The sequence below is a fragment of the Mycobacterium sp. ST-F2 genome, from assembly GCF_001905655.1.
GTDB lineage: Bacteria > Actinomycetota > Actinomycetes > Mycobacteriales > Mycobacteriaceae > Mycobacterium.
Map to the genome: position 1 here is coordinate 47,555 of NZ_JMHT01000005.1, position 24,262 is coordinate 71,816.

A 24,262-nucleotide genomic window follows, 5' to 3' on the forward strand; every position below is an offset into this window, starting at 1 on the left:
ATGATCCTGGTATTCGCGGGGACACGATGCAGGTCACTTTCGCAGGTTGATCGCCGAGGCCGAGCTCGTGTGTCAAATGTGTTGTGAGCTAGGCGCATAAGCTCATCGTCGGCGGGCGGCTGGCTTCTCGCCCGGCTGCTTTCGAGGGCCGAAATTTGTCGGTGCCCTCTGCGAGCAGTCCTGCTATGTGATGCCGTAACAATCGGAGGGCGGATACGCAGTTCTGCGGATGTTTGTCCCATCTGGTCCGGTCACGCTGATTACCATGAGCGACATCGTTCGACGGGTAGATGTACCGCCGTTGACCTGGAGTGATGTGGGCATGAGCGAGCTGCTGCCGGCAGGGACCGTGACACTGCTGCTGGCAGACGTCGAGGGTTCGACGCGACTGTGGGAGACCCAGCCCGAGGAGATGACCGCCGCGCTGGCGCGGCTGGATCAAGTGGTATCCACCGCGATCGCCGCACACAACGGGGTGCGGCCGCTGGAGCAGGGCGAGGGCGACAGCTTCGTGGCAGCGTTCGCCCGAGCGAGCGATGCCGTCAAGTGTGCGCTCGATCTGCAGCGAGCCCGGCTGGCGCCAATCCGGATGCGGATCGGCATCCATACCGGGGAGGTGCAACTGCGCGACGAAAACAACTACGCGGGGCCGGCCGTCAATCGAACTGCCCGACTTCGTGATCTGGCACACGGCGGGCAGACGGTGCTGTCCGGCGCGGCGGAGGACATGGTTGTCGATCTGCTGCCCGATGGCGCATGGCTGACCGATCTGGGTACGCATCAACTACGTGATCTTCTGCGGCCCGAACGGGTGGTGCAGTTGTGTCATCCAGATCTCCGCAACGAGTTTCCGCCGCTGCGCACAGTGAATAATATTGGCACACAAGGCCTTCCGGTGGAGTTGACGACGTTCGTCGGCCGGCGAGAGCAGCTCATCGAAGTGTGTCAGCTGGTGGTGAACAACCGGCTGGTGACGTTGACCGGTACGGGCGGCGTGGGTAAGACCCGGATGGCTGTTCAGGTGGCCACCCGCGTCGCCGACGATCTGGGCGGGCTGTGGTGCGTCGACCTGGCCCCGATCACCGAGCCCGATCTTGCGGCCTCGTCGGTCGCACGGGCGGTGGGCCTGCTGGACCAACCGGGCCGCACACCGGCCGATTCCGTGGTGCGATTTCTCTCCCGCCGTCGAGGGGTGCTGGTCCTCGACAACTGCGAACATCTCCTGAACGCCACGGCGGCACTGGTTGTCGACATCACGCGGACCTGCACTGCGATAAAAGTTTTGACCACCAGCCGCGAACCACTCGGGGTCGCCGGTGAAGTGACGTGGCGCGTGCCGTCGCTGTCGTTGACCGACGAGTCGGTGCAGCTGTTCGCTGACCGGGCGCGGGCCGTGCGGCCGGATTTCCTTGTCACCGAACGGAATTCCACCGTTGTTGGCGAGATCTGCACACGCCTGGATGGTCTGCCGCTGGCGATCGAACTCGCCGCGGCGCGGGTTCGGGCCCTGGCACCGGAAGAGATCCTGGACGGCTTGCACGACCGGTTCCGGCTGTTGACCGGCGGAGCACACACGGCGGTCCGACGCCAGCAGACGTTGCTGGCGTCGGTGGAGTGGTCCCATGCGATGTTGACTGAGCCCGAACAGATCCTGCTCCGTCGGCTGGCCGTGTTCGTGGGCGGATTCGACCTGGACGCCGCGCGATCCGTCTGTGCCGACGCCGGTGTCGAGAGTTATCAGGTCTTGGACGAACTCACTTTGCTCGTCGACAAATCACTGGTGATCGCCGAGAACACGGGCAGCCGCACGCGGTACCGCCTGCTGGAGACGGTCCGTCAGTACGCGCTCGAAAAGCTGGGCGGCTCAGGTGAATCCGATGAGGTGCGTAATCGGCATCGTGACCACTACTCGGGTCTCGCATCGCAATTGGATGCGTCGACCGGTGCCGGCTACGACCAGCGGCTGCATGATGTGGAGATCGAGTTCGACAACCTGCGGGCCGCATTCGCCTGGAGTCGGGAAAGTCAGGCCATCGACACGGCTCTGATTCTCGTGTCGGAAATGCAGCCGTTTTGGTTGGGGCGCGGCCGTGTTGGTGAGGGGCTGGCTTGGTTCGATGCGATTCTCCGCGACGGTGCCGCTGACCACGGCGCGGTGACGCCGTCGGTACGGGCCTTGGCATACGCGTCCTGTGCTTTCTTGAAAGCGTGGCTTGGTGGTGTAGGCCTCATTGATTCGATCGAGTTGGCGACGAAGTCGCTGGACCTCGCCCAGCAGGTGGGGGACCGTGCGCTGATGGTGCGGGCACTCATCGCCTGCGGTTGCGCTAGCGGCTATCACCCGGGGGCCACCCGGCAGTATCTTGCCGAGGCACTCGAGTTGGCACACGAACTTGGCGACGAATGGCGGGTCGGGCAGATTCTCGCGTGGCGTGCCCTTGGCGCATTTCTGACCAGCAACCCGCTTGTGGTGCGAGCTGCTGCGATCGAAGCACGGCAGGTCGCCGAAACCGTCGGCGACCACGTCTCAGTCCGCCAGTGTCGATTGTGGCTGGCCTGGGCGCAGGTATGGCAGGGCGACCTGGCCACGGCTATCGACGGCCTGCGCGAACTGATCGCTGACGCTGACGCGGCGGGTGATCTCTTCACGAAAGCGATGGGGCTGGAGACCCTATGCCAGGCGTTGGTGTATCACGGCGACCTGGACGACGCGATGGTGGCAGCGCGCGAGGCGGTCGACGTCAGTGAGCCGATCGGTGGTGTCACGGAAGGTTGGAGCCATATCGTGGTGGCCTACGCGGCTCTGGCTGCAGGCGACGTCGCGACCGCCGCCGAATCAAGTCGGTTCGGCTGGCCGCTGACCACGTGGAGCCGGGAAGTCGTGGCGATCCAGCTGGCGCTGATGGCCCAGATCGCGCTGGCGAGTGGCGATACTGAATCGGCCCGTCGGTATGCCGACGACGGGGTCGCTGACGCCATTGCCTGGAGTCGTATGACTGCGTTGGCGGCACGTGCCCGAATTGCCATGGCGGAAGGCGATTTCCAGCAGGCCGAGCAGGATGCGCACGCTGCGCTGGCCTGTGGGGTCGAGTGCGAGGCCTGGTTGTTGATGACCGATGTGCTTGAGTGCCTGGCTTCGTCGGCGGCGGTTGCTGAGAGTTACCCGGAAGCTGCGCGGCTGTTCGGCGCAGCCGACGCCGTCAGGCAACGCACCGGTGAGACTCGGTACCGGATCTATCAGGATGGCTATGACGCGTCCGTTGCTGAACTTCGTGCGATCATGGGCGACGATTTCGACGTCGCATGGGATGAGGGCGCGGCGCTGTCTCTGGAGCAGGCGATCGCCTATGCCCAGCGCGGCCGCGGCGAGCGTAAGCGGCCTTCGAGCGGCTGGGCATCATTGACGCCAGCTGAGCTCGAGGTGGTGAAGCTGGCGGTCGCCGGACTGCCCAGCAAGGACATCGCCGCCCGGCTGTTCGTCTCGCCTCGGACGGTGCAGACGCACCTGACCCACATCTACGGGAAGCTCGGTGTTGCGTCGCGGGTGCAACTCGCGCAGGAGGCGGCCCGGCACGCGTGATCCGTTCGACGGCACGAGCGGCTGATCGTGGCATCTGCAGTCACACCGGCAACTTCAGCACAGGTCTCCCTGGATCACTCTCGCCGGGACCTGTCAGGTTTCCCTGACAGTCAAGGAAACCTGACGCCTCCAGATCGAATGTGTCGAGGGAGAGCCGACACGCCGACGGCGTTCATGGCACGTCGCGGGCGAAACGGTGGTCAGCGCCACTTTGGTCACTCGCACACCAACTTTGGCTCCCGATTGGCGTTTATTGACGAAATCGAACTATTTTTCTGAGGTGATTTCTTCGGCTGTTGGCGTCGTCGCCCGCTGGACCGCTCCCCTCCTGGCTGTAGCCGCCGTCGCGAGCGCCGGCCTGCCCCTCGATCCGGCGCCGCGTGCCGACGCACCGGCGATCCGCCTGGCTTCGGACGACAACCCGCTGGCCGGCCGGCCCTTCTACGCCGACCCGATCTCCAAGGCCAAGCTCGCCGCGGACCATGCCGACCCGCCCAGTGCCGAACTCACTGCCATCGCCAACACGCCGCAGGCCTACTGGCTGGATCAGGCGTTCCCGGCCTCGACCGTAGGCGGCACCGTCGCCGGGCTGGCCGGCGCCGCCAATGCAGCGGGTGCCACTCCCGTGCTGGTGCTGTACGCCATTCCGCATCGCGACTGCGGCAGCTACGCCGCCGGTGGCTTCGGGTCGGCGGACAGCTACCGGGCGTGGATCGACAGCGTTGCGGCCGGCCTGGGTGGTTCACCGGCGGCGATCATCGTCGAGCCTGACGCGCTGGCCATGGCCGACTGCCTGTCCGCCGGCCAGCGGCAGGAGCGCTTCGACCTGATCCGCTACGCCGTCGACACCCTGACTCGCGATCCCGCGGCGGCGGTGTACATCGACGGCGGGCACTCGCGGTGGGTGAGCGCCGAAACCATGGCCTCCCGTCTCAACGAGGTCGGCGTCGCCAAGGCACGCGGATTCAGTCTCAACACGACCAACTACTTCACCACCGGTGAGGAAATCGGATACGGCGAGGCGATCTCCGGGCTCACCAACGGCTCGCACTACGTCATCGACACGTCGCGCAATGGAGCCGGACCGGCCGAGGGTGACCCGATGTACTGGTGCAACCCCGACGGCCGCGCCCTCGGTGTCGCGCCCACCACCGATACCGCCGGCGCGCACGCCGACGCGTACCTCTGGGTGAAGCGCGTCGGCGAGTCTGACGGGTCGTGCGGCCGCGGCGAGCCCGGTGCGGGCACGTTCGTGAAATCGTTCGCCATCGACCTGGCTCGTAACGCGGCGCACTGATTCCGCGCGCCGCGACCCGGGTTTCGGCGTGAAGGACGATACGTTGCCGTCATGCATGGGTGTGGCCCTGACTGTGCCGACGGCGTCGATGCGATATCCCGGCGGACGGCGCTGGTCGCCTCCGTCTCCGCATTGCTCGGCAGTGCCGCGCTCGCGACATCGGCGAGCAGTTCAGCCGAGCCGCGCGGTGACGCGCTGCCGCAGAACGCTCTGATCACCCTCGGCGTGCAGGCGGGTCCGCCGCCGGTGCCGAACCGGACCGGTATCTCGTCGGCGCTCAAGATCGGCAACGACGTCTACCAAATCGACTGCGGCCTGGGCTCTTTGAATGCTTTCACCAATGCCGGCCTGAAGTTCGACCAGCTGCGCAGTCTCTTCATCACGCACCTGCACACCGACCACATCGTCGATTACTACAGCTTCTTCCTCTCCGGCGGCTACACCGCGTCACGGGGAAAGGGTGCAGTGACGGTGTACGGGCCAGGCCCCGCCGGCGGGCTCCCGCCGAGCGAGGTCGGCAATCCCAACCCGCCGACCGTCGAACCCGCCAACCCGACGCCAGGGATCGCGGCCATGACGGAAGCGCTGCACCGGGCCTTCGCCTACACCAGCAACATCTTCATCCGGGACATGGGCACCGACGACATCCAGAGTCTGGTCAGTGTGAACGAAGTCGTTGCGCCACCCGGCTCGGACTACCAGAACCGGTCACCGCGCACCGACCCCTTCCCGGTCATGACGGACGACAACGTGCGCGTCACGGCGACCCTGGTGAGCCACTACGACGTGTACCCGGCTTTCGCATTCCGCTTCGATCTGCTCAAATCCGGTGTGTCGGTGACCTTCTCGGGTGACACGACCAAATCGGACAATCTGATCGCTCTCGCGCACGGCACCGACATCCTGGTGCACGAGGCCCAGTTCAGCCTCGCCGACGGTGGCAACAACAGCCGGTTCCCGCCGGGGTATCTGGTCCGCTCGCACACCTCTGCCGAGCAGGTCGGTGAGGTAGCGGCGGCGGCAAATGCCAAGCATGTTGTGTTGAGCCACTATTCGCCCACCGATCTGCCCGACTCGAAGTGGCGGGACGCGATCGGCAGCCGCTATCAGGGCAAGATCACCGTCGCGCGCGACGGTCAGGTCTTCGCCCTCTGACCTATCCTCGGCGTATGCATCTGATCGCGCTGGAAGAGCACTACGCGTGGAACCCGGCGAGCGACGGCAATGTGGTCGCGACATGGTTGGAGTCCAACAACCGCACCGGCTTCGACCGACTCTACGACCGCGGGCCGCTGCGGCTGGAGCAGATGGATGCCGCCGGCATCGACTTCCAGATCCTGTCCCTCTTCGACCCAGGCGTGCAGGAGTACGACGACGCGGTGCTTGCCGTCGACTACGCACGTCGCGCCAACGACGATCTCGCCGAGACCGTGCGGCAGTACCCCGACCGGTTCGGCGGCTTCGCCACCCTCGCGACGCAGGACCCCGATGCCGCTGCCGCTGAATTACGCAGGGCTGTCGCCGATCTCGGACTGGTGGGAGCCCTCATCAACGGCCACACCCATGGCCGCTACCTGGACGACCCCGCCTACGAGCCGCTGTTCGCCACAGCCGAGACGCTCGGTGTCCCGATCTACCTGCACCCGACCACTCCGCACCCGGCAGTGATGGAAGCCTGGTTCGCGCCATATGTCGATCAGGGGCTGCACCTGGCATCGTGGGGCTTCGCCGTCGAGGCCGGCACCCACGCACTGCGGCTGATCTACTCGGGCCTGTTCGACCGTCATCCCAACCTGCAGATGATCCTCGGCCATCTCGGAGAGATGTTGCCGTTCACAGTTTTTCGCACTGATCGGTACTACGGGCTGGGCGGCTCGGGCGACTCGCATGGCCGATTGCAGAAGCTGCCGTCGGAGTACCTGCGGGACAACTTCTACTTCACCACCAGTGGCAACTTCTCCCCGCCGGCCATGGCCTGCACGCTGGAGGTCATGGGCGCCGACCGGGTCATGTTCTCGGTGGACTACCCGATGGACGACAACGTCGACGGCGCCGACTTCCTGGCGTCGTATCCGATGGACGACGCGGACCGGCGCAAGGTCGGCTACGAAAATGCGGTGCGGCTCTTCGGCAGTCGGATACCGGGGTTCGAGGAGGGGATCAGTCCCGCGGCCGCGCCATCCAACTGAGGTTGAGTGCCTTGCCCACCTGGTTGAGTTGATTGAGGGCCTCCTCGATGCGGCGCCGCGGCACCTCGACGCGCCATTCTGGCATCCGCCCGGTCAGCTCAAGGGTCTCCGGACTGAAGTTGACGGAGGTGGGCGCGAGTTCGCGGGGCAGCTTCGGCAGCTGAATTCGATAGGCGGGCAAGCGGTTCGGCAGATGCCACCGGGCTTTGCGCACCGCGACCATCCGCGGCTTCACGAGCAATGTCGAGCCGTCGATGGTCGCGTCGACCTCGAGATGGCCGATGTCCGGCCGTTTAGCCCAACGGATTTGCGCGACACCACCGGCGTCGATGTTGCCGAGCAACTTCGGCGCGGCCCGCCCCGGCAGCGACGAAGCCTTGTCGATCATGTTGTCGAGCGCCTTGGCGGACATCTCGATGGTCAGATCCAACGGCGCAGCGACGAGCACCGGGGTGTTGCTCGGCTTGATGTGCACGTTGTGCAGGACCGCGGTGGCCTTGTCGAATTGCCAACCGTTCCAGACGATGTCGGACGCCGAGATGGAGACCTCGCCCAGCTGCCCGACCGACAGGCTACGCATGTCGAGGTCGGCATCGATCGCGGTGACCGTCAGCGTCATCTCGCCGGACTTGAGCTTGACGGTGATCCGGCGGCCGACAACCTGCTTGCGCAACGTGTCGAACAAGCTCTGGTACGCGCCGGCCGGACCGGAGGTCAGCGCGTTGCCCGCAGCCGATGTCCAGAACGACGACAAGGCGTCCAGCGTTTTGAACGCATCCATCGGCTTGAACGAGTCCCAGCTCGGGAACGAGTCCCAAGACGGAAACGGTCCGGAGTTCGCCATATCTAAATGATCGTCACTCCGTCAACCGCCACGCAGCGCGATGCCGCTGACTGGGATAGCGGGTTACGCGGTGCCGAGAGACTCGCGGAACCTGCGGCCCAGTACACCGCGCGAAGCGCGAGTCCAGGTGAATCCGACATGTCCGGCGCTGACCCAGTCCACATGCTCGGCGTGCCACGAATTGGCAAGGGCCTCAGACTGTTCGACCGGAATCAGCCGGTCCGCCTTGGCGATGAACAAGGTCCGGTCCCGTGGTGCGACGACCGTCGGCAGCGCCAACGGGGACACGACCTGGAAGACGGTCCGGGCGTCGTCCGACGCGATGACGTCGCGGTATTCCTCGGGTGGACCGTGGTGGGTCAGCAGCGCCAGCGGATCGGCGAACGGCAGCGCCGCGGCCACCGCGTCGAACCGTTCCAGGCCGGCCAGCACGGTGGACAGGTAGCCACCGAGCGAGACGCCGTAGAGACCCACCGGGGCATCGGTGGTGCTGCGGATCCAGCTCACCAGCCGGCGGACGTCCCACACGGCCTGCGTGATGCCGTGCAGCATCGAGGTCAGATCCAGTGACAGCAGCTGTCCGTCCGCGGACTCGCGCCGGGGGCCATGCAGCGGCGAAATAGGAAGTGCGACATTGTATCCGAGCTTGTAATGCAAGTAGTTGGCCCAGAGCACGTTCAGGTCGAAGCGTGACGAGCCCATCCCGAAGCCGTGCAGGATGACGACCCACGGGGCGGGGGAGTCGGGGCGGCGCAGCAGCCGGACGGTGACGGTGTCGTTGCGGTCATTACCGGGCCACCGGCCCGCGCCCAGCTCGAACGACCGCGCGTCGAACTCCGACGCGAAGGACATCGACTCGTGGCGGAGCGGTCCGTTGTGGGTGCTCCAGTGCAGGACGTCGGCGTCGTTCAACTTCGGCGGAGTGCGGTGGTACTTGGACGGTTTGGAGATCCAGCCGCGTCGCTTGAACAGGGCCGCGGCCTTGTCCAAGTCGGCGGCGAGCCGCTCGGGTGCGGCCTCTGCGGGCAGCTTCGGCTGGCGCAGGCGCATGACAGCGAGCACGGCTTCATCAATCGCGATGTGCGGGGCCACGGCCATGCGCTCGCTGACGTCCATGCATTCCGGACGGCTCACCATGGGTGGCTCTGGCAACTCATCGTTCCTCAGTGGGGCAGACACCATTGTCTCCTTGCTTGAAGTCGTCCCGTCCGCGGACGCGAGCCGATGGCCATCGGCACGCACCCGCGTTCAGCTCAAACATGCTGAGCTGACGGACGATTGGCTCGTCGCCTGTTCAGTTATTGACCCATCACGTACTTGACGGTGGGGCCGGTGGTCCAGCCGCCGTCGACGGCGATCTCGGCGCCGGTGACGTACGAGGCGGCGCGGGACAGCAGGTAGGTCACGGCACCGGCGATCTCGTCTGCCTCGCCGACGCGCCCCATCGGGGTGTTGGGGTAGTTGCCCTCGCCCTGCTGGATGCCGACCTGCGCCGTCATCGGCGTGTAGGTCATGCCCGGGTGCACGGAGTTGACCCGGATGCGGTCGGTGCCCAGTTCGACGGCCGCGATCTTGCTCAGGCCGCGGACCGCCCACTTCGAGGCGCCGTAGCCGGCGGTCAGGGCCAGGCCCATCAGGCCGGCGGCCGACGAGATGTTGACGATGGAACCGCCGCCGGCGGCACGCATCGGCGCGATGACGGCCTGGATGCCGTTGAAGACGCCGACCAGGTTGACGTCGAGCACGGTGCGGAAGTGATCCAGCGGCTCGTGCTCGATGAACTGGCCGGTGGAGATCCCGGCGTTGTTCACCAGACCGGTGATCTTGCCGAACTCGGCGACGGTCAGCGCGACGGCCGCGTCCCACTGCGCGCGATCGGTGACGTCGAGGTGTGCGTACCGCGCTGCATCCCCGAGCTCGTCGGCCAGCTGCTTGCCCTCGTCGTCGAGGACGTCAGCGATGACGACCTTGCCGCCACCGGCCACGATGTGGCGCGCCATCGACGCGCCGAGCCCGCGTGAGCCACCGGTGACGATCGCCACCACGTCCGACAAGCTATCCGAATCTGCCATCTCAGCAACTTCCTTTCGACGTCCTCTGGGCATGGACCGCTGTGGCGGTCCGCCCGCGTGTGAAGGCAATCACATCTAGTCGGCGCTGACGGCGGAACTCCCACCCGGTGGGACTGCGGACTCCGGGGCCGGCTCCACCCAGCCGGCAGCGGCAAGGAGCGTGTCGAGCTCCGCCCGGGCGCCATCGAGGATCTCCCACGGGTCTTCGACCAGGTCAGGGTCGGCCTGGATACCGACATCCACGTTGCCGCCGTAGCTGAACACCGTGACGTTGATACCCATACCGACGGTCAGCGGGCCGACCGGCACGATGTGCTCGATCTTGGCGCCGGCCATGTACAGCTGGATCGGCGGGCCGGGGACGTTCGAGACGATGAGGTTGCTCGCCAGCGGTAGCTTGTCCTCCAGCTTGGCGGCGCGGAAGCCCTTGAACACCAGGTTCAGCAGCACCGGCGGCGCGAAGTCGGTCAGGCCGATGGACTGGCCGGCCTGCAGGTCCTCGGCCAGCGCCTTCGCGCTGTTCATGCCGTTGTGGATGGCCGACAGCCGCTCGACCGGATTCTCCACATCGGTGCACATGGACGCGATCATGGTGTGCACGTGGTTGCCGGGGGTCTCGTCGCCCGCGTTGCGGGTGGACATCGGCACGGTGGCCAGGACCGGGGCCTCCGGCAGCGCGTCGCGCTTGGTCAGGTAGGTGCGCAGCGCGCCGGCCACGACGCTCAGGATCACGTCGTTCAGCTTGACGCCGAGCGCGTTCTTGACGTGCTTGACCTCTGCCATCGGCAGCGACGTGTAGGCGAAGCTGCGGTGCGAGCTGAGTGCGCCGTTGAAGCTGGTCTTCGGGGCGCTCATCGGGCGCGGCGGCGGATCGTCGCGACGGAGGTGGCTGATGGTGGTCACGGCGTTGCGGACCGTCTGGCCCAGGTACTGCACGACCTTCGGCGGCGTGCTCGCGGCGCTGAGAGCGCCCTTGGCGAACAGCTCGAGGCTCGAATGACGGTTCTGCTCATCCTCGTTCGGCAGATCGACGATCGGTTTCGTGGCATCGGGAGTCACGTCGCACAGCACAGATGACAGGCCGGCGCCGGAGACGCCGTCGACGATGGAGTGGTGGGTCTTGGCGATGTAGGCGACACGGCCGCCTTCGAGGCCCTCGACGAACCAGCTCTCCCACAGCGGCTGGTTGCGGTTGAGCTGACGGGCCAGGATTTCACCGACGACGTCGGCGAGTTCTTTCGCGCCACCGGGAGCGGGCAGCGCCGCCCGGTGAATGTGGTAATCGAGCTTGAACGCCGGATCGTCGACCCACACCGGCCGGTCCAGTCCCAGCGGGACCTCTTGGATGCGGCGGCGGAACGACGGCAGGTAGGGCAGGCGGCGATCCAGGTGATCCCGCAGGTGTTCGAAGTCGAATCCCGGTGCGTCGCTGGGGTCCAGAATCATCAACCCCAGCGTGTGCTGAGGCCATTCGGTGCCCTCCATGGACAAGAACATGGCATCCATGCCGGACAAGCGCTTCACCGCGATACTCCCCTCGTCGACCACCGAATTGTGGCGGCAATAACGTATCCACGGTTACGCGTTTTACAATTGCTACTTCCCAGTCAGCGAGATTGAAATTCGTCGTCTAGCTGCGGTTCTCCCGTATTTGGTCCACGACTACTAGGTGAACTGAGTAAGCTGTTGCACTTTGCCTGCAATTGTCGAGAAGGCGTAAAACGGTTCCCAATTCAGGTTTGCCTCCGGTGCGCCGAACTATGGCGATGGTGAAATGCTCTGTTCGAACTGGAATATATTCTCGGGGTCGTATTTGGCTTTGACGGCGCGCAGTCGGTCGACATTCATTCCCCAATACGCGTGCTCCCAGTCGGGCATGCCGGCGTTCGGGACGTTGGTATAGGCGCCATTCATGAAGGGGCGCAACGCCTCGCCGAACTCGGTGATCCACCGTAGGCAGGCCTCGGTCAGTGGGTCGCCCGCTGCGGGGGCGCCCCGGATGCCCCAGCCCGCACCCGGCTCGGCGTAGAAGAGCGCATCGCGATGGGCGTACGCCGCGCCGCCGCATGGCTCGGTCGCGGCGGCGCCGAGCAGTGCGTTGGTGAAGTAATTGCATGCAGCCGTGGGTGCTTTCGACATGTAGGCGCCGACGAGCTGCACTGCTTCCGGCGGGAACGGATCAGTCATGAACTGCGAGAGGAACTTCCAATTCGCCGGCTCCTCGTCGAGCGGAATCTGAAAGCCGGCGAACGTGTCGGCCCACGTCCCGGCGGTTGCTTCGAGGCGGGGCGTACCCACGGCCAGGATCGGTGCCAGCATCTCCAGCGCTTCGGCTTCCGAACCGGAGGTCAGAACGCTGACCATCGAAATCTCGTCGCGACGGATCTCGAGCTGACTGGTGAGGCGGTGGTCCAGGAACGGCGCGCACTGCTGCCAGGCCTCGAACACCCCGGGTAGGTCATCGAGTCCGGGCCACCGCGCAACCACGTAAATGACCTGCGCCAGTGGATGAATCGAGTATGTCATCGAGGTGACGACACCGAAGTTGCCATTCCCGGCGCCGCGGAGCGCCCACAGGAGGTCCGGGTGATGAGTCTCGTCGGCGATGAAGACATTGGTGCCGTCTTCGGACGCGACGACAATCTCGGCCGCGATGAGGTTGTCGCAGGCCATGCCGAAGGCGCGGGTCAGTAGCCCGAAGCCGCCGCCGAGTGTCGCGCCGACCAGGCCGACGGACCCCTCGGTTCCGGTTGGCGCCGCGAAGCCCGCCCGGCCCAGTGCCGCCACCGCCTCGGATTGGGTGAGGCCGGCGCCGACCGTGGCGGTCCGTCGGCCGGCGTCTATTACTGCTGACTTCAGGTGGCTGACATCGATGACCAGTCCGTCGTCGACCGTGGACCAGCCTTCGAGACAGTGACGGCCGCTCCGGGCCCGCACCGGCACGTCGTGTTCCCGCGCCCAGGTCAGTGCATTGACGACATCGGTTGTCTCCTTGGCGAACACGATGGCTGCGGGCCGGTTGGTGTAAAGGAGGTTGAATCCGGCGCAGGACGCGGAGTATTCGGCGTCGTCCGGGCACACCACCTTTCCGGTGAGGGTCCCGGGCCGGGACGACAGCGGGATCATCGGTCTGCCGGTGTTGCGGCGAACTCGTCGATACCCGGTTCGGTGTCGAGTACCTCACGATTGAAGACGAGCATCTTGACGAAGTATGCGACGCCGACGGCGATGAGGCCGAGCACGATGAAGCCGGGTACCCGCGCCGAGTCGGGCGTCACGAGAACGAAGAGTGCGAAAGCCACCCAGACCAGTGCGATGCCCGCGACGGGAAGTTCGAAGCGGCCCAGTCCGAACCCACCTTCCTTGTGCTCCAGGCGTTTCCGGACGGCGAGGTACAGCACGACGATGGCTCCATAGATCAGCGCCGGCAGGATGGTCGACGCGATGATGAGCTGGATGAGCGCGGACCCACGCAAGGTCGCCATCAGCACAACCCCGACGATCAGGATCAGAATGGTGGCGGGCACCGGCGTCTGGGTGCGTGGATTGACCTGTCGCATCAGGGCATGGGCGGGGAAGCGGGCATCACGTGCCATGGCGAACACCTGCCGCGAGCACGCTGCCAGCACCACCATGCCGGCGCCGAACATCGCAAAGGCGATGCCGGCCAGGAGGATTCGCTCGGTGATCGAGCCGAGTTGGTCGCGAATGATCAGGGCGACGGGCGAGCCGCTCCGGCTTACAGCGGTGACGTTCTTGATCGCGGCCGTCAGGGCGATCAAGAAGACCAGGCCCATCACGCCCGCCGCTACGACCGACGCCACGATGGCGCGCGGGACACTGCGGAACGGATCTTTGGCTTCCTCCGCCAGGTTCGCGGCGGAGTCGAAACCGACGAGTGTGGTCAGGCCCATGATCATGCCGGCCATCAACCCACCTCCGACGGCGAAATAATCGGGGCTGTCTGCGGCGATCCCTCGGCTGGTGAGGTTGTCGACATTGCCGTCACCGGTGACCAGCATGACGACGCCGAGTGCCAGCACCAGAAGAACCACGATGCCGAGTTCGAGGCCGACCGCGCTGGAGGTGATCAGGCCGAGCAGGCGCGTCGAGGCGATGACCAGGACGGCCTGGATGATCAAGACCGCCACGGTGATCAGTCGCGCGGTGTCTTCGTCGTCGGACATGCCCAACAGCGGCATGAGCGCTTGACTGGCCAGGGCGTTGTCCATCGCGACCACCGCTATCGCGAGATACCAGAACGTCAGCCAGCCGAAGAGCCACCCGACCTTCGGGCTGGCCAAGCGCGACGCCCATTGATACGACGAGCCGCTGAGCGCGATGCGGGACGCGAACTGAGCGACCACCAGGGCAACGAGAGTCTGCCCGGCGGCGGCCACGACCCAGAGCCAGATGCCGACGGGGCCCGCGGTCTTGAGGAGGTCGTCATAGGTCCCGAAGATCCCGACCGCCACCGATATGAAAGCGAAGGAGACCGCGAAGATCTGAAAGCCGCTGAGGGTCCGTTTCAGTTCCGGTGTGTAGCCGCAGTCGACGCACTCGTCGTCTGCCGCGTCCGGAAGCGCAACACGGTCTGTTGTCATGGCATGGCCCAGCCTTCCGCTACCCCCGTAGTCATAATTGTCGCTTACGTCAATGGGAGATGTCGGCAGATTGCAGGTGTTGATCCGCGCCGTGATGTTGGGTGGCCAATCCGTGACGAATCTTTGACCGAAATATTGACGCGCCGTACGGATTTCGGCGTTCTGCGGCCCATACCATGACGGTGTTCAACCATGCGGCCAGCGACAAAGGGGTCGGATACATGCGGGTGTTTGTGCACGGAGTTCTTGCCGTGGTCGTGGTCGCCACGACCACCACTGGCGGCGCGCTCGGTATCGAGACGGCGGGCATTCGGCTGCCGTTGGGTTCGATCATCGAGTCGACGCAGCCGACGCAGGGCATTCCGGTCGGCGTCGCGCATCCGATCGTGGTGACGTTCAAACAGCCCATCACCAACCGGGCTGCCGCTGAGCTGGCCCTGGACGTGACGTCTTCGCCCGCCATGTCAGGCAAGTTCGAATGGCTGGACAACAAAGTGGTGCAATGGGTTCCGGATGGTTTCTGGCCTGCGCACAGCACCATCAAGCTGACGGTCGCCGGCCAGCCGATGGCGTTCACCACGGGACCGGCGGTGATCGGCACCGCTCATGTGGGGGCTCACACCTTCACTGTGACGATCGACGGCCAGACTTCACCGGATATGCCCGCGCCGCATCATCTTCCGCACCTGGGCGAGTCCGGTGTGCTGCTCGCGACCATGGGTCGGCCCGAGTATGAGACGCCGATTGGCAAGTACACCGTTTTGGCGAAAGACCGCAATGTGCTCATGGATTCGAGCAGCGTTGGCATTCCCGTCGATCATCCGGACGGGTACATGACGGAGGTCGAGTTCGCGGTACGCATCAGCCGACGCGGACTGTTCGTGCATTCGGCGCCGTGGGCCGTCGAGTCGATGGGCTTCGAGAACGTCAGCCACGGGTGTATTGGTTTGGCGCCCGCGGGAGCCGAGTGGTACTTCAACACCGTCAACGTCGGCGACCCGGTCATCGTCGAGCCGTAGCCTGCGCCGCAACGTAATTCGCATTGTTGTGCCGCGTTGATCCTGCGGCTGGGGTGTTCGCTACTCGCACAAGTGCGCCCTCAGTACAGCGTCAACGACCTCAATGCACGAAGCACCCGAGCCGCGGGGGCTCGGGTGCTTCGGTGAAAGCGGTTGTGCGGCTTGTTGATCTAGTTCTGCGGGCCCGGCTGGGTCGGCAGGTTGGGGGTCGGGCCGCCGGCGTCGACGGGACGCAGCGTCCGCGCTTCCTTGCCGTCCGCGATCCCGCCCATGTCCATCGGGATGGCAGCGGGGGCCGCAGCGATCGGGATGGGGGCGCCCAGCGGCAGGCCCGCGGGGATGGGAGGCACGATCGGCGGAACCGCTGCCGGCACCGGCGGGACGACCGCGGGAACCGGCGGCACCGCGGCCGGAACCACCGGAGCGGCGGCCAGGGGTCCGACGATGCCCGATGACTCCACGGCGGGCGCTGCGCATGGCGCGGCGGCAGCCGCGGCAGCAGCAGCGGCAGGTGCCCCTGCTGCCGGCGCTCCCGCGGTGGCGCCCGCGTCGCACGCGTATCCGCCAGTCTTGAGTGGGACGGCGGCTGCGGTCGGGCTCACGGCCACGGCAGTCGCGCACACACCGGCGCTGGCAACTAATTTCACAGCGATTCGACCAAAGCTGATCATCACCGGCGTCTCCTTGAACGTGCCCTTAAATTACTGCGCCGAAAATTTGCGCAGCTGAACCGTAGGGCACGGCGAGAGGCTGGGTCCAGACATGTTTTCAATCGGATGCGCGCTCGACATGGGACTGAGCCGCGACCGTGACCGCACCGTTTCAATAGCCTCGAAGTGCTCACAGAGAGGTCTCGAAAGGCAATCGGGTGGTGCTGGAACCCGTTGTGACGCTAGCAAACTCAGTTGCGTGCCGAGCAAACGGGGCTAGTGGGCGGCGTCGCCGGCCAACAGCCTGGAAAGCTCCTCGTCGGCGCGACGTTCCACCAGCAGCGGGACGAAGTCCCGAATGGTGCTGCCGGCGAACTGTTCGCGCGCGCCTTCGATGACAGTCGTCACGCGCGCCGGGGGCAGGTCCGCAAACTTGGCTGTCAAACGGCTCTCGATTTCGGTGAACACCTGCGCTTCGGACTTGGCGGACATGCCTCGATCCTTCTCGGGTGCGTTGACAGCTGTCAACGCAGATGGTGCGACGTGTAGGCGAACTAACAATTGAGGCTGCCGTGTGAGCCGCCGGAAATGCCGCTGATGCTCCTACGGTTGTCAAAGGCGGCGGGCTGCGCAGTCCCGCTCGGCCGCACCCCACCTGACGAGAGGCTCGCCCATGTCCGGCACCCCGGAGTCCCGACCACCCTTCCCGCCCTTCGACGAAGAGACGGCCCTGGTGAAGGTGCAGGCGGCCGAGGACGCGTGGAACACCCGCGACCCCGAACGGGTCGCGCTGGCATACACCCCGGACTCCGTGTGGCGGAACCGCGACACGTTCGTGACGGGACGCGCCGAGATCGTCGAGTTCCTGACGGCCAAGTGGGAACGCGAACTCGACTACGTGCTCCGCAAGAGCCTGTGGGGCTTCCGGGGGAACCGCATGGCGGTCCGCTTCCAATACGAATGGCACGACCACGGTGGGCAGTGGTGGCGCAGCTACGGCAACGAACTGTGGGAGTTCGACGACAACGGGCTCATGCGTCGGCGGGAAGCCAGCATCAACGATCTGCAGATCACCGAGTCGGAGCGCCGGTGGTTCGGCGTGCGGCCCGAGTCGGAACGTGGTCGGGGACATGACATCCCGTTGCAGTAGTCACCGGTTTCGCAGCGCACGGATGCTCTCGTCGAGGGCGGCCTCGAGATAAGTCAGGTCGCCGGTGGCCAGCATGATCCCGACGCCGCCCTGGATGCCGGCCAGCAGTGCGGCTGCCGCGCGCGTGGGGTCGACGGTCGGGGCGATCTTGTCCTGCTGCTGCATTGCCACGATGCCGGCGGCGATGGCACCCCGCCACGAGTCGATCAGTTCGGTGGTGACGGCCTGTGCGCCCGTGCTGGTGCGGCCGATCTCGGACATCAACACCGCGATCGGGCAGTTCTGCCCCTGTCGCCGGTAGCGCTCGACCACGACATCCCGCCAGCGCTGCCAGGCGGCCCATGAAGTGAGCGAGCTGAGGTGGGGCTGCTGGTCGTCGAGGACCCGCTGTGATTCGAGGGTGGCGACGGCGAGCAGCAACTGCTCTTTGCCGCGGGGGAAGTAGTGGAAAATCTGGCTTTTCGAGGTTTGGGTCCGCGCCATCACGTCTTCGATGGTGGTCATCGCGACACCGCGGTCCCGGATCTCGGCTGCGGCACCATCGATGATGCGGGCGCGGGTGGCTCGTCCCTTGGCCGTCAGTTTCTGGACTTGCAGGTCCATTTTTTCCGACGAATCATGTGGACTCATGAGTCCAAAAGATACGCGATTGTCCGGCCGCACAGCACTTGTCACAGGTTCAACCGGAGGTCTGGGGATGGCCATCGCACGCAGGCTGGCCGACGACGGAGCCCATGTTGTGGTCAGCGGACGGAATGCGGAGCGCGGCACCGCGCTGGTGACCGCGATCCGCGCTTCTGGTGCCGAGGCGTCGTTCGTCGCAGCAGACCTGGCGGGTGGCGACGGTGCGATCCGTGCCCTCGCCGAACAAGCCACGGAGGCGGTGGGCGGACGGCTCGACATCCTGGTGAACAACGCCGCCACGCTGCTGATGCCGACCCCGACCGGTGAGGTCTCCCCGTCGGTGCTGCGAGAAGCGTTCGAGGTCAACGTCTTTGCCCCGTTCCTGCTCACGGGGGTGATCGCCCCCGAGATGGTGCGTGGTGGTGGCGGCGCCGTGGTGAACATCGGATCGATCACCGGACTGCGAGGGGCGAGCGGCTCGGCGATCTACAACTCCAACAAGGCGGCCATCCACTCGCTCACGGCGTCCTGGGCTGATGAGTACGGCCCGTTCGGGGTTCGGGTCAACGCAGTGGCTCCCGGACCGATCGCGACCGAGCGTCAACAGGAGTTCGAAGAACACATCAAACCGGTACTGGACCGGTTACCGTCACGGCGGATGAGTACGCCGGCGGAAGTCGCCGCAGCTGTCGCGTTCCTGGTCAGTGATGACGCGGCCAACATCCACGGCGCCATCCTCAGCGTGGACGGCGGCTGGGCGGCGGTCTGAACCGATGCCATCTCCAAAGGAGATGTTGCCTATCGCCATCTGTTATTGGACATGATGTGTGAGAGCGGGTGAGATGGTGCCGTGACCGGTGTGAGCAGAAGGCAGTTCGGCTTGATGGCGACCGCGGCAGTCGGCGCGGCGTCGTTGGCGGCGTGCGGATCGTCGTCAGAGCCGTCTGCTCCGCAGAAGCCGACGCCGCCGCCCGCGCCCGAGCACAACCTGAACGCGGTGAAGCAGATTCGGGCCGGCGACCTCGACGTCGGCTACGTCGAGGCCGGGCCGGCGGACGGCAAACCGGTGATCCTGCTGCACGGCTGGCCGTACGACATCCACAGCTACGCAGATGTTTCCGCGCTCCTGGCCGACCAGGGATTCCGGGTGATCGTGCCGTATCTCCGGGGCTTCGGATCAACCCGTTTCCTGGCCGCCACGACGATCCGGAACGGTCAGCAGGCGGCGCTGGCCGCGGACGTCATCGCTTTCATGGACGCCCTCAACATCCAGCGGGCGATCCTCGGTGGTTTCGACTGGGGCGGGCGCACGGCGAATGCCGTTGCGGCACTGTGGCCGCAGCGGGTGGCGGGTCTGGTGGCGGTCAGCGGGTACATCCTGGTCAATCGCGCTGCCAACCTCCAGCCGTTGGAGCCGAATGCCGAGTTGGGCTGGTGGTACCAGTACTACTTTGCGACGCCGCGCGGTGAACTCGGCTATCGGAAGAACACCAAGGAGTTCAACCGGCTGATCTGGGAGAAGGCGTCGCCGCTCTGGCACTTCACCGATGCGACCTACGGGCTGAGTGCCGCCGCGTTCGACAACCCCGACCATGTCGCCATCGTGATCCACAACTACCGGTGGCGCCTGAGCCTCGCGGAGGGTGAAAGCCGTTACGACGCAGACGAACAACACCTGCAGGCCAGGCCGCCGATCCGCGTCCCCACCATCACCATCGGCAGTGACTTCGACGGTGCGGCGAAGGACGGTGCCGGATACCGCTCGATGTACACCGCGGCATATGAACACCGGGTTCTCGACGGCATCGGCCACAACGTCCCTCAGGAGGCGCCCGCGCTATTCGCGAACGCCATCATCGACGTCAGCCGGATGTAGTCCGGCCGGCGGCTATTTGGCCAGGCTCCGGCTGATCACCAGCCGCTGAATCTGGTTGGTGCCCTCGAAGATCTGCATGATCTTGGCCTCGCGCATGAAGCGTTCCACGCGGTAGTCGCGGGTGTAGCCGGCGCCGCCGAAAACCTGGACGGCGTCGGTGGTGACCTTCATGGCCGCGTCGGTGGCGACCAGTTTGGCCACGGAGGCGTTGCGCGAGTAGGGCAGGCCGGCATCACGGCGGCGCGCGGCGTCGAGGTAGGTGGCCCGTGCCGAATCGACGGCGGCGGCCATGTCGGCCAGCAGGAAGCCGAGCCCCTGGTGGTCGATGATCTTGCGGCCGAACGTCGTTCGCTCCTGGGCGTACGCCACGGCCTGGTCCAGTGCGGACTGGGCCAGGCCGACGGCCACGGCGGCGACACCGAGCCGGCCGGCGTCGAGCGCGCTGAAGGCAATCGGCAGACCCTGGCCTTCGGCGCCGATCAGACGTTCGGTAGGGAGGAACGCACCGTCGTAGTGCGCCGACGTGGTGGGCACCGCGTGCAGGCCCATCTTCTCTTCGGGCCGCCCGAACGTCAGCCCCTCGGTGTCGGAGGGCACCAGGAAACACGAAACACCTTGGGAACCTTCGCCGGTACGCGCGAACAGGGTGTAGAAATCGGCGAGTCCGCCGTGGGTGATCCATGCCTTCGAACCGGTGATGCGGTAGCCGTCGTCGGCAGGCACGGCCTTGCAGGCCAGCGCCGCGGCATCGGAACCGGCTTGCGGCTCGGACAGGCTGTAGGCGCCGATCAGGTTGCCGCTCAGCATCTCTGGGAGCCAGCGCTGCCGCTGCTCGTCGGTGCCGAACGTCATCAGCGGATGGCACGACAGGCTGTGCACGCTGACCGCGATGGCCACCGACGCCCAGCGGGCGCCGAGTTCTTCGAGCACCTGGAGGTAGACCTCATACGGCTGGCCGCCGCCGCCCCACTCTTCGGGATACGCCAGGCTCAGCAGCCCGGCCTCGCCGAGGGTGGCGAAGACCCCGTCGGGGTACGTCTCGTCCTTCTCGTGCTGGTCGACGATGGGGTCGAGCACCTTGTCGGCGATGTCGCGGGTCAGCTCGATCAGCGCGTGGGCTTCGTCATTGGGCAAGAGGCGATCAACGGGCACCGGAACTCCACTAATACGTCGAACAGTACTGAATTACTTCACAGAGTACTGGTTTGGTAGTACTGAGTAAAGGGTCCGCAGTACTATGCCGGTGTGAGCGCGCGCACGTCCCCGGACTTCGGCACCCGTCGACGCACCGAGCTGTTCGATGCCCTCATCGCGTTGTTTCTCGACGAGGGCTTCGCGCACCTCACGCTCGACGACATCGCCGGGCGGCTGCGCTGTTCGAAGTCGACGCTGTACACGCTGGCCGGCAGTAAGGAGCAGCTGGTCCGCGCCGCGACGGTGCAGTTCTTCCGGCAGGCCACCGATGAGGTCGAGCAGCTGGTGGCCGGAGTCGAGGGGCCCCGCGCCCGGATCACGGCCTACCTGTCGGCGGTGGGGACGGTGCTGGACGCCGCGTCGGATCAGTTCATGGTGGACTTGGACGCCTTTGCCCCGGCCCGCAGTGTTTATGAGAAGAACACCCAGATCGCTGCTCGCCGGGTGCAGGAGATGATTGCCGACGGGGTCGAGAGCGGTGAATTCCGTGATGTCCATGCGGCTTTCGCTGCCGATCTGGCGTCGACCATGATGGTGCGCATCCAGCAGCGCCGGGTCCGCGAGAGTACCGGACTCGACGACGCCAGCGCATATCGCGAGCTTGCGGCCATCCTCACGGCGGGGATCAATGCCTGAGCAGGTGGCCTGACGTCACCGCCCGACATCGTGTTTGTTGCAACTCGATAAGCACGCCCCAATGGCCCCATCAAGATCAGTAGCCTCGTGCGGTGGACCGCAGAACCGTTCTCAAGGTCCCGCTGCTGCTGGCAGCGGGTTCCGCCATGGCCGGATTCTCGGGACCGGCTCTGGCGTCCGCGGCCGGCGCGCGTTGGACGCCCGAACGGGCCAACAGCTGGTACCAGGGGCAGGCCTGGCCGGTCGGCGGCAACTACATCACCTCCACCGCGGTCAACCAGATCGAGATGTTCCAGTCCGGCACCTACGACCCCGGCCGCATCAACGCCGAACTGGGCGCCGCTCGCTGGTTCGGGTTCAACACCGTGCGGGTCTTCCTCCACGATCTGCTGTGGGCGCAGGACCCGCAGGGCTTCTCGCAGCGCCTGACCCAGTTCGTCAGCATCGCGTCCAGTAACGGCATCAAGCCGCTGTTCGTCTTCTTCGACTCCTGCTGGGACCCGCATCCGAAACTCGGCGTGCAGCGGGCCCCGAGGCCGGGTGTGCACAACTCGGGCTGGGTGCAGAGTCCGGGTGCGGACCGTCTCGGCGATCCGAAATACCGTGCCGTACTGCAGAATTACGTCACCGGCGTGCTGAGCCTCTTCCGTAACGACAACCGGATCCTCGGCTGGGACCTGTGGAACGAACCCGACAACCCGGCCAGCGTCTACCGCAAGGTCGAGCGCAGCGACAAGATGCAGCTGGTCGCCGACCTGCTGCCGCAGGTGTTCGCCTGGGCGCGGGCCGTCGATCCCGTACAGCCGCTGACAAGTGGTGTGTGGCAAGGCAGTTGGGCCGACCCCGCGCAGCGCAGCGCCATCGCGTCCATCCAGCTGGACAACTCGGACGTCATCTCGTTCCACAGCTACGCCAAGCCGGCGGACTTCTCGGCCCGAATCGATGAGCTCGCGCCGCTGAGCCGGCCCATCCTGTGTACGGAGTACCTGGCGCGCAGCCTGGGCAGCACCGTCGAGGGCATTCTGCCAATTGCCAAGCAGCGCAACGTGGGTGCGTACAGCTGGGGGCTGGTGGCAGGCAAGACCCAGACGTACTTCCCGTGGGATTCGTGGGACCACCCGAACCCGTCGGAGCCGAAGGTCTGGTTCAGCGACCTGCTCTACCCCAACGGGCGGGCCTTCCGGGACAGCGAGGTCCTCACCGTCCGCAAGCTGACCGGAACAGCCGGCCAGACGTAGACACCGGTCAGTGTGCCAGCAGGAGGATGAGCTGCGCCTGCAGCTCACCGAAGAGGAAGCCGAGGGTCGCGCCGAGCACGACGACGATCCACTCGTCGTCCTTGAACGCGGGACGCAGCAGATTCTCGAACGACAGTGAGTCCAGCAGCATCATCTTGGTGACCATGACGTTCTCCAGATCGAGGCGATCGCGCATGTATCCCTCGATGTAAGTGGACGTTTCGGGCAGTTTCTCGATGATCGAGTCGGTGATCTGCTTCTTCATGTCGACGTACTGGCGGCCGCCGACGGACTTGATGATCTTGCCGGTGAAGCCCATCTGGGTGTCGATGGTCTGGCTGATCTCGGTGGAGATCATGTCGAAGAACCGGTCCGACGACGGCCCGTTCAGCATGCTCTCCATGATGGCCTGGGGCGTGAAGATCTCCCGGGCCATGAGCGCCGCATAGCCCTCGACGACCTGCTTGCGTTCCCTTTGGAAGACGCCCTGCCACTTGATGCCGAGGAAGACGTTCTTCCGCTCGAGCGGACGGAAGATCATCTGCAGTGCAACGTAGTCGGTGAGACCACCGGTCAGCAGGCCGAAGAGCGGCAGCGACCAGTGCCAGTTGGTGATGCCGAACACCACGGCCTGGACCAGACCGATCAGGAAGCCGAAGAGCAGGCCGGACATGATGAGGAACTTGAACGCCGGCTTGCCGATGTCCTGGAAGACGGTGTTGAGCGTGACCTTGTCGCGCACCAGGTTGGTGACGACCATGTGCTTGATGTCGAAGATCTGGTCGACCTGGCCACGGAGCTTGTCGAACATCGCGGCCATGGCCGTCGGGATGCGCTTTTCGACGTTGTTGACGACGACGTCCTTGAACTGGTCGGGCGTCGCGCGCCAGACCTGCGGCTGGAACGACATCATGATGGTGTCGACCATCTCTGCGGAGGTCTGCCGCAGTGGCTCGGCGAGTTCTTTGACCAGCTCGTTGGGATCGATCTTGTCGAACATCTCCTCGGGTTTGAGAATCTCCGAGGTCAGCGAATCCACCGCTACCGCGGCCATTTTCGGCGCGCGTTTGGGGATCTGGCCCTGCCAGCCGAGGTAAGGCGGAATGCCCTTGAACTCAACGGGGTAGAACATCATCTTCAAGGCCATGATCTTGGTGATCCAGCCGACGAACGCGGCGCCCAACGGGATGGTGACGTACACCCACCAGGGGTAGGCGAACGCGTTGGCCATGAGATTCTCCACCTGGCTGTCTCCCATCAGTCGCGTCCAGTGAGTAGCTGGACTACGT

At 65.6% G+C, this 24,262-nt stretch carries 21 protein-coding genes; 10 read left to right on the forward strand and 11 right to left on the reverse strand.

Annotated features, from left to right (window positions below; genetic code table 11):
* Window positions 1-322 precede the first annotated feature (322 nt).
* The 4 genes from EB75_RS01890 to EB75_RS01905 all read left to right on the forward strand — a co-directional run bounded on the left by EB75_RS01890 (window position 323) and on the right by EB75_RS01905 (window position 7,066).
* Entirely contained in the window at window positions 323-3,580 is a 3,258-nt protein-coding gene (locus tag EB75_RS01890; protein WP_083611908.1) for a helix-turn-helix transcriptional regulator, read from the forward strand.
* A 280-nt stretch (window positions 3,581-3,860) separates the two neighbouring features.
* The gene (locus EB75_RS01895; protein WP_142239373.1) at window positions 3,861-4,877 is read left to right on the forward strand and encodes a glycoside hydrolase family 6 protein; all 1,017 of its coding nucleotides are present in this window, start codon (window positions 3,861-3,863) and stop codon (window positions 4,875-4,877) included.
* Window positions 4,878-4,928: 51 nt separating this feature from the next.
* Window positions 4,929-6,032, forward strand: a complete 1,104-nt coding sequence (locus EB75_RS01900; RefSeq protein ID WP_073693795.1) for an MBL fold metallo-hydrolase — start codon at window positions 4,929-4,931, stop codon at window positions 6,030-6,032.
* A gap of 14 nt (window positions 6,033-6,046) precedes the next feature.
* Complete coding sequence (locus EB75_RS01905) at window positions 6,047-7,066, forward strand: amidohydrolase family protein (protein WP_073693796.1); 1,020 nt, start codon at window positions 6,047-6,049, stop codon at window positions 7,064-7,066.
* Here the strand turns inward: EB75_RS01905 and EB75_RS01910 are convergent.
* The 6 genes from EB75_RS01910 to EB75_RS01935 all read right to left on the reverse strand — a co-directional run bounded on the left by EB75_RS01910 (window position 7,038) and on the right by EB75_RS01935 (window position 14,586).
* The gene (locus EB75_RS01910; protein ID WP_083611880.1) at window positions 7,038-7,910 is read right to left on the reverse strand and encodes a hypothetical protein; all 873 of its coding nucleotides are present in this window, start codon (window positions 7,908-7,910) and stop codon (window positions 7,038-7,040) included. The two genes, EB75_RS01905 and EB75_RS01910, sit on opposite strands and share 29 nt — an antisense overlap.
* Window positions 7,911-7,973: 63 nt before the next feature.
* Window positions 7,974-9,089 carry an alpha/beta hydrolase gene (locus tag EB75_RS01915; protein ID WP_286150047.1) on the reverse strand — a complete coding sequence of 372 codons (1,116 nt, stop codon included), beginning with the start codon at window positions 9,087-9,089 and terminating at the stop codon, window positions 7,974-7,976.
* Between the two features lie 119 nt (window positions 9,090-9,208).
* Complete coding sequence (locus tag EB75_RS01920; protein ID WP_073693797.1) at window positions 9,209-9,982, reverse strand: glucose 1-dehydrogenase; 774 nt, start codon at window positions 9,980-9,982, stop codon at window positions 9,209-9,211.
* Window positions 9,983-10,057: 75 nt separating this feature from the next.
* Window positions 10,058-11,506: a WS/DGAT/MGAT family O-acyltransferase gene (locus EB75_RS01925; RefSeq protein ID WP_174557611.1), complete on the reverse strand. Its 1,449-nt coding sequence runs from the start codon at window positions 11,504-11,506 to the stop codon at window positions 10,058-10,060.
* A 234-nt stretch (window positions 11,507-11,740) separates the two neighbouring features.
* Window positions 11,741-13,108 (reverse strand): FAD-binding oxidoreductase, encoded by a 1,368-nt coding sequence (locus EB75_RS01930; RefSeq protein ID WP_073693798.1) that lies wholly within the window; start codon window positions 13,106-13,108, stop codon window positions 11,741-11,743.
* Window positions 13,105-14,586 carry an APC family permease gene (locus tag EB75_RS01935; RefSeq protein WP_073693799.1) on the reverse strand — a complete coding sequence of 494 codons (1,482 nt, stop codon included), beginning with the start codon at window positions 14,584-14,586 and terminating at the stop codon, window positions 13,105-13,107. The genes EB75_RS01930 and EB75_RS01935 overlap by 4 nt, the downstream gene beginning before the upstream one ends.
* 221 nt (window positions 14,587-14,807) lie before the next feature.
* On the opposite strand from EB75_RS01935, the gene EB75_RS01940 reads away from it, so the two are divergent.
* Window positions 14,808-15,605: a L,D-transpeptidase gene (locus EB75_RS01940; protein WP_073693964.1), complete on the forward strand. Its 798-nt coding sequence runs from the start codon at window positions 14,808-14,810 to the stop codon at window positions 15,603-15,605.
* 170 nt (window positions 15,606-15,775) lie between these two features.
* On the opposite strand, the gene EB75_RS01945 is transcribed toward EB75_RS01940, so the two are convergent.
* Window positions 15,776-16,207, reverse strand: coding sequence for a hypothetical protein (locus tag EB75_RS01945; RefSeq protein ID WP_286150048.1), 432 nt, complete (start codon window positions 16,205-16,207; stop codon window positions 15,776-15,778).
* A gap of 324 nt (window positions 16,208-16,531) precedes the next feature.
* Entirely contained in the window at window positions 16,532-16,747 is a 216-nt protein-coding gene (locus EB75_RS01950) for a three-helix bundle dimerization domain-containing protein (protein ID WP_073693800.1), read from the reverse strand.
* Between the two features lie 181 nt (window positions 16,748-16,928).
* Here EB75_RS01950 and EB75_RS01955 point away from each other — a divergent pair, with 181 nt between their 5' ends.
* On the forward strand, window positions 16,929-17,405 hold the full coding sequence (locus tag EB75_RS01955) for a nuclear transport factor 2 family protein (protein WP_073693801.1): 477 nt from the start codon (window positions 16,929-16,931) through the stop codon (window positions 17,403-17,405).
* On the opposite strand, the gene EB75_RS01960 is transcribed toward EB75_RS01955, so the two are convergent.
* Window positions 17,406-18,008, reverse strand: a complete 603-nt coding sequence (locus tag EB75_RS01960) for a TetR/AcrR family transcriptional regulator (protein ID WP_073693802.1) — start codon at window positions 18,006-18,008, stop codon at window positions 17,406-17,408.
* Between the two features lie 25 nt (window positions 18,009-18,033).
* Here EB75_RS01960 and EB75_RS01965 point away from each other — a divergent pair, with 25 nt between their 5' ends.
* The gene (locus tag EB75_RS01965; RefSeq protein ID WP_073693803.1) at window positions 18,034-18,798 is read left to right on the forward strand and encodes an SDR family NAD(P)-dependent oxidoreductase; all 765 of its coding nucleotides are present in this window, start codon (window positions 18,034-18,036) and stop codon (window positions 18,796-18,798) included.
* Window positions 18,799-18,912: 114 nt separating this feature from the next.
* Window positions 18,913-19,905 carry an alpha/beta fold hydrolase gene (locus EB75_RS01970; RefSeq protein WP_073693804.1) on the forward strand — a complete coding sequence of 331 codons (993 nt, stop codon included), beginning with the start codon at window positions 18,913-18,915 and terminating at the stop codon, window positions 19,903-19,905.
* A 12-nt stretch (window positions 19,906-19,917) separates the two neighbouring features.
* Here the strand turns inward: EB75_RS01970 and EB75_RS01975 are convergent, their stop codons facing one another.
* Entirely contained in the window at window positions 19,918-21,057 is a 1,140-nt protein-coding gene (locus EB75_RS01975; protein ID WP_073693805.1) for an acyl-CoA dehydrogenase family protein, read from the reverse strand.
* A 93-nt stretch (window positions 21,058-21,150) separates the two neighbouring features.
* On the opposite strand from EB75_RS01975, the gene EB75_RS01980 reads away from it, so the two are divergent.
* Together EB75_RS01980 and EB75_RS01985 are read left to right on the forward strand one after the other, a co-directional pair.
* Window positions 21,151-21,735, forward strand: a complete 585-nt coding sequence (locus EB75_RS01980) for a TetR/AcrR family transcriptional regulator (RefSeq protein WP_073693806.1) — start codon at window positions 21,151-21,153, stop codon at window positions 21,733-21,735.
* A gap of 92 nt (window positions 21,736-21,827) precedes the next feature.
* Window positions 21,828-22,973 (forward strand): cellulase family glycosylhydrolase, encoded by a 1,146-nt coding sequence (locus EB75_RS01985; protein ID WP_073693807.1) that lies wholly within the window; start codon window positions 21,828-21,830, stop codon window positions 22,971-22,973.
* A gap of 7 nt (window positions 22,974-22,980) precedes the next feature.
* On the opposite strand, the gene EB75_RS01990 is transcribed toward EB75_RS01985, so the two are convergent.
* Window positions 22,981-24,231 (reverse strand): DUF445 domain-containing protein, encoded by a 1,251-nt coding sequence (locus tag EB75_RS01990; protein WP_073693808.1) that lies wholly within the window; start codon window positions 24,229-24,231, stop codon window positions 22,981-22,983.
* Window positions 24,232-24,262 lie beyond the last annotated feature (31 nt).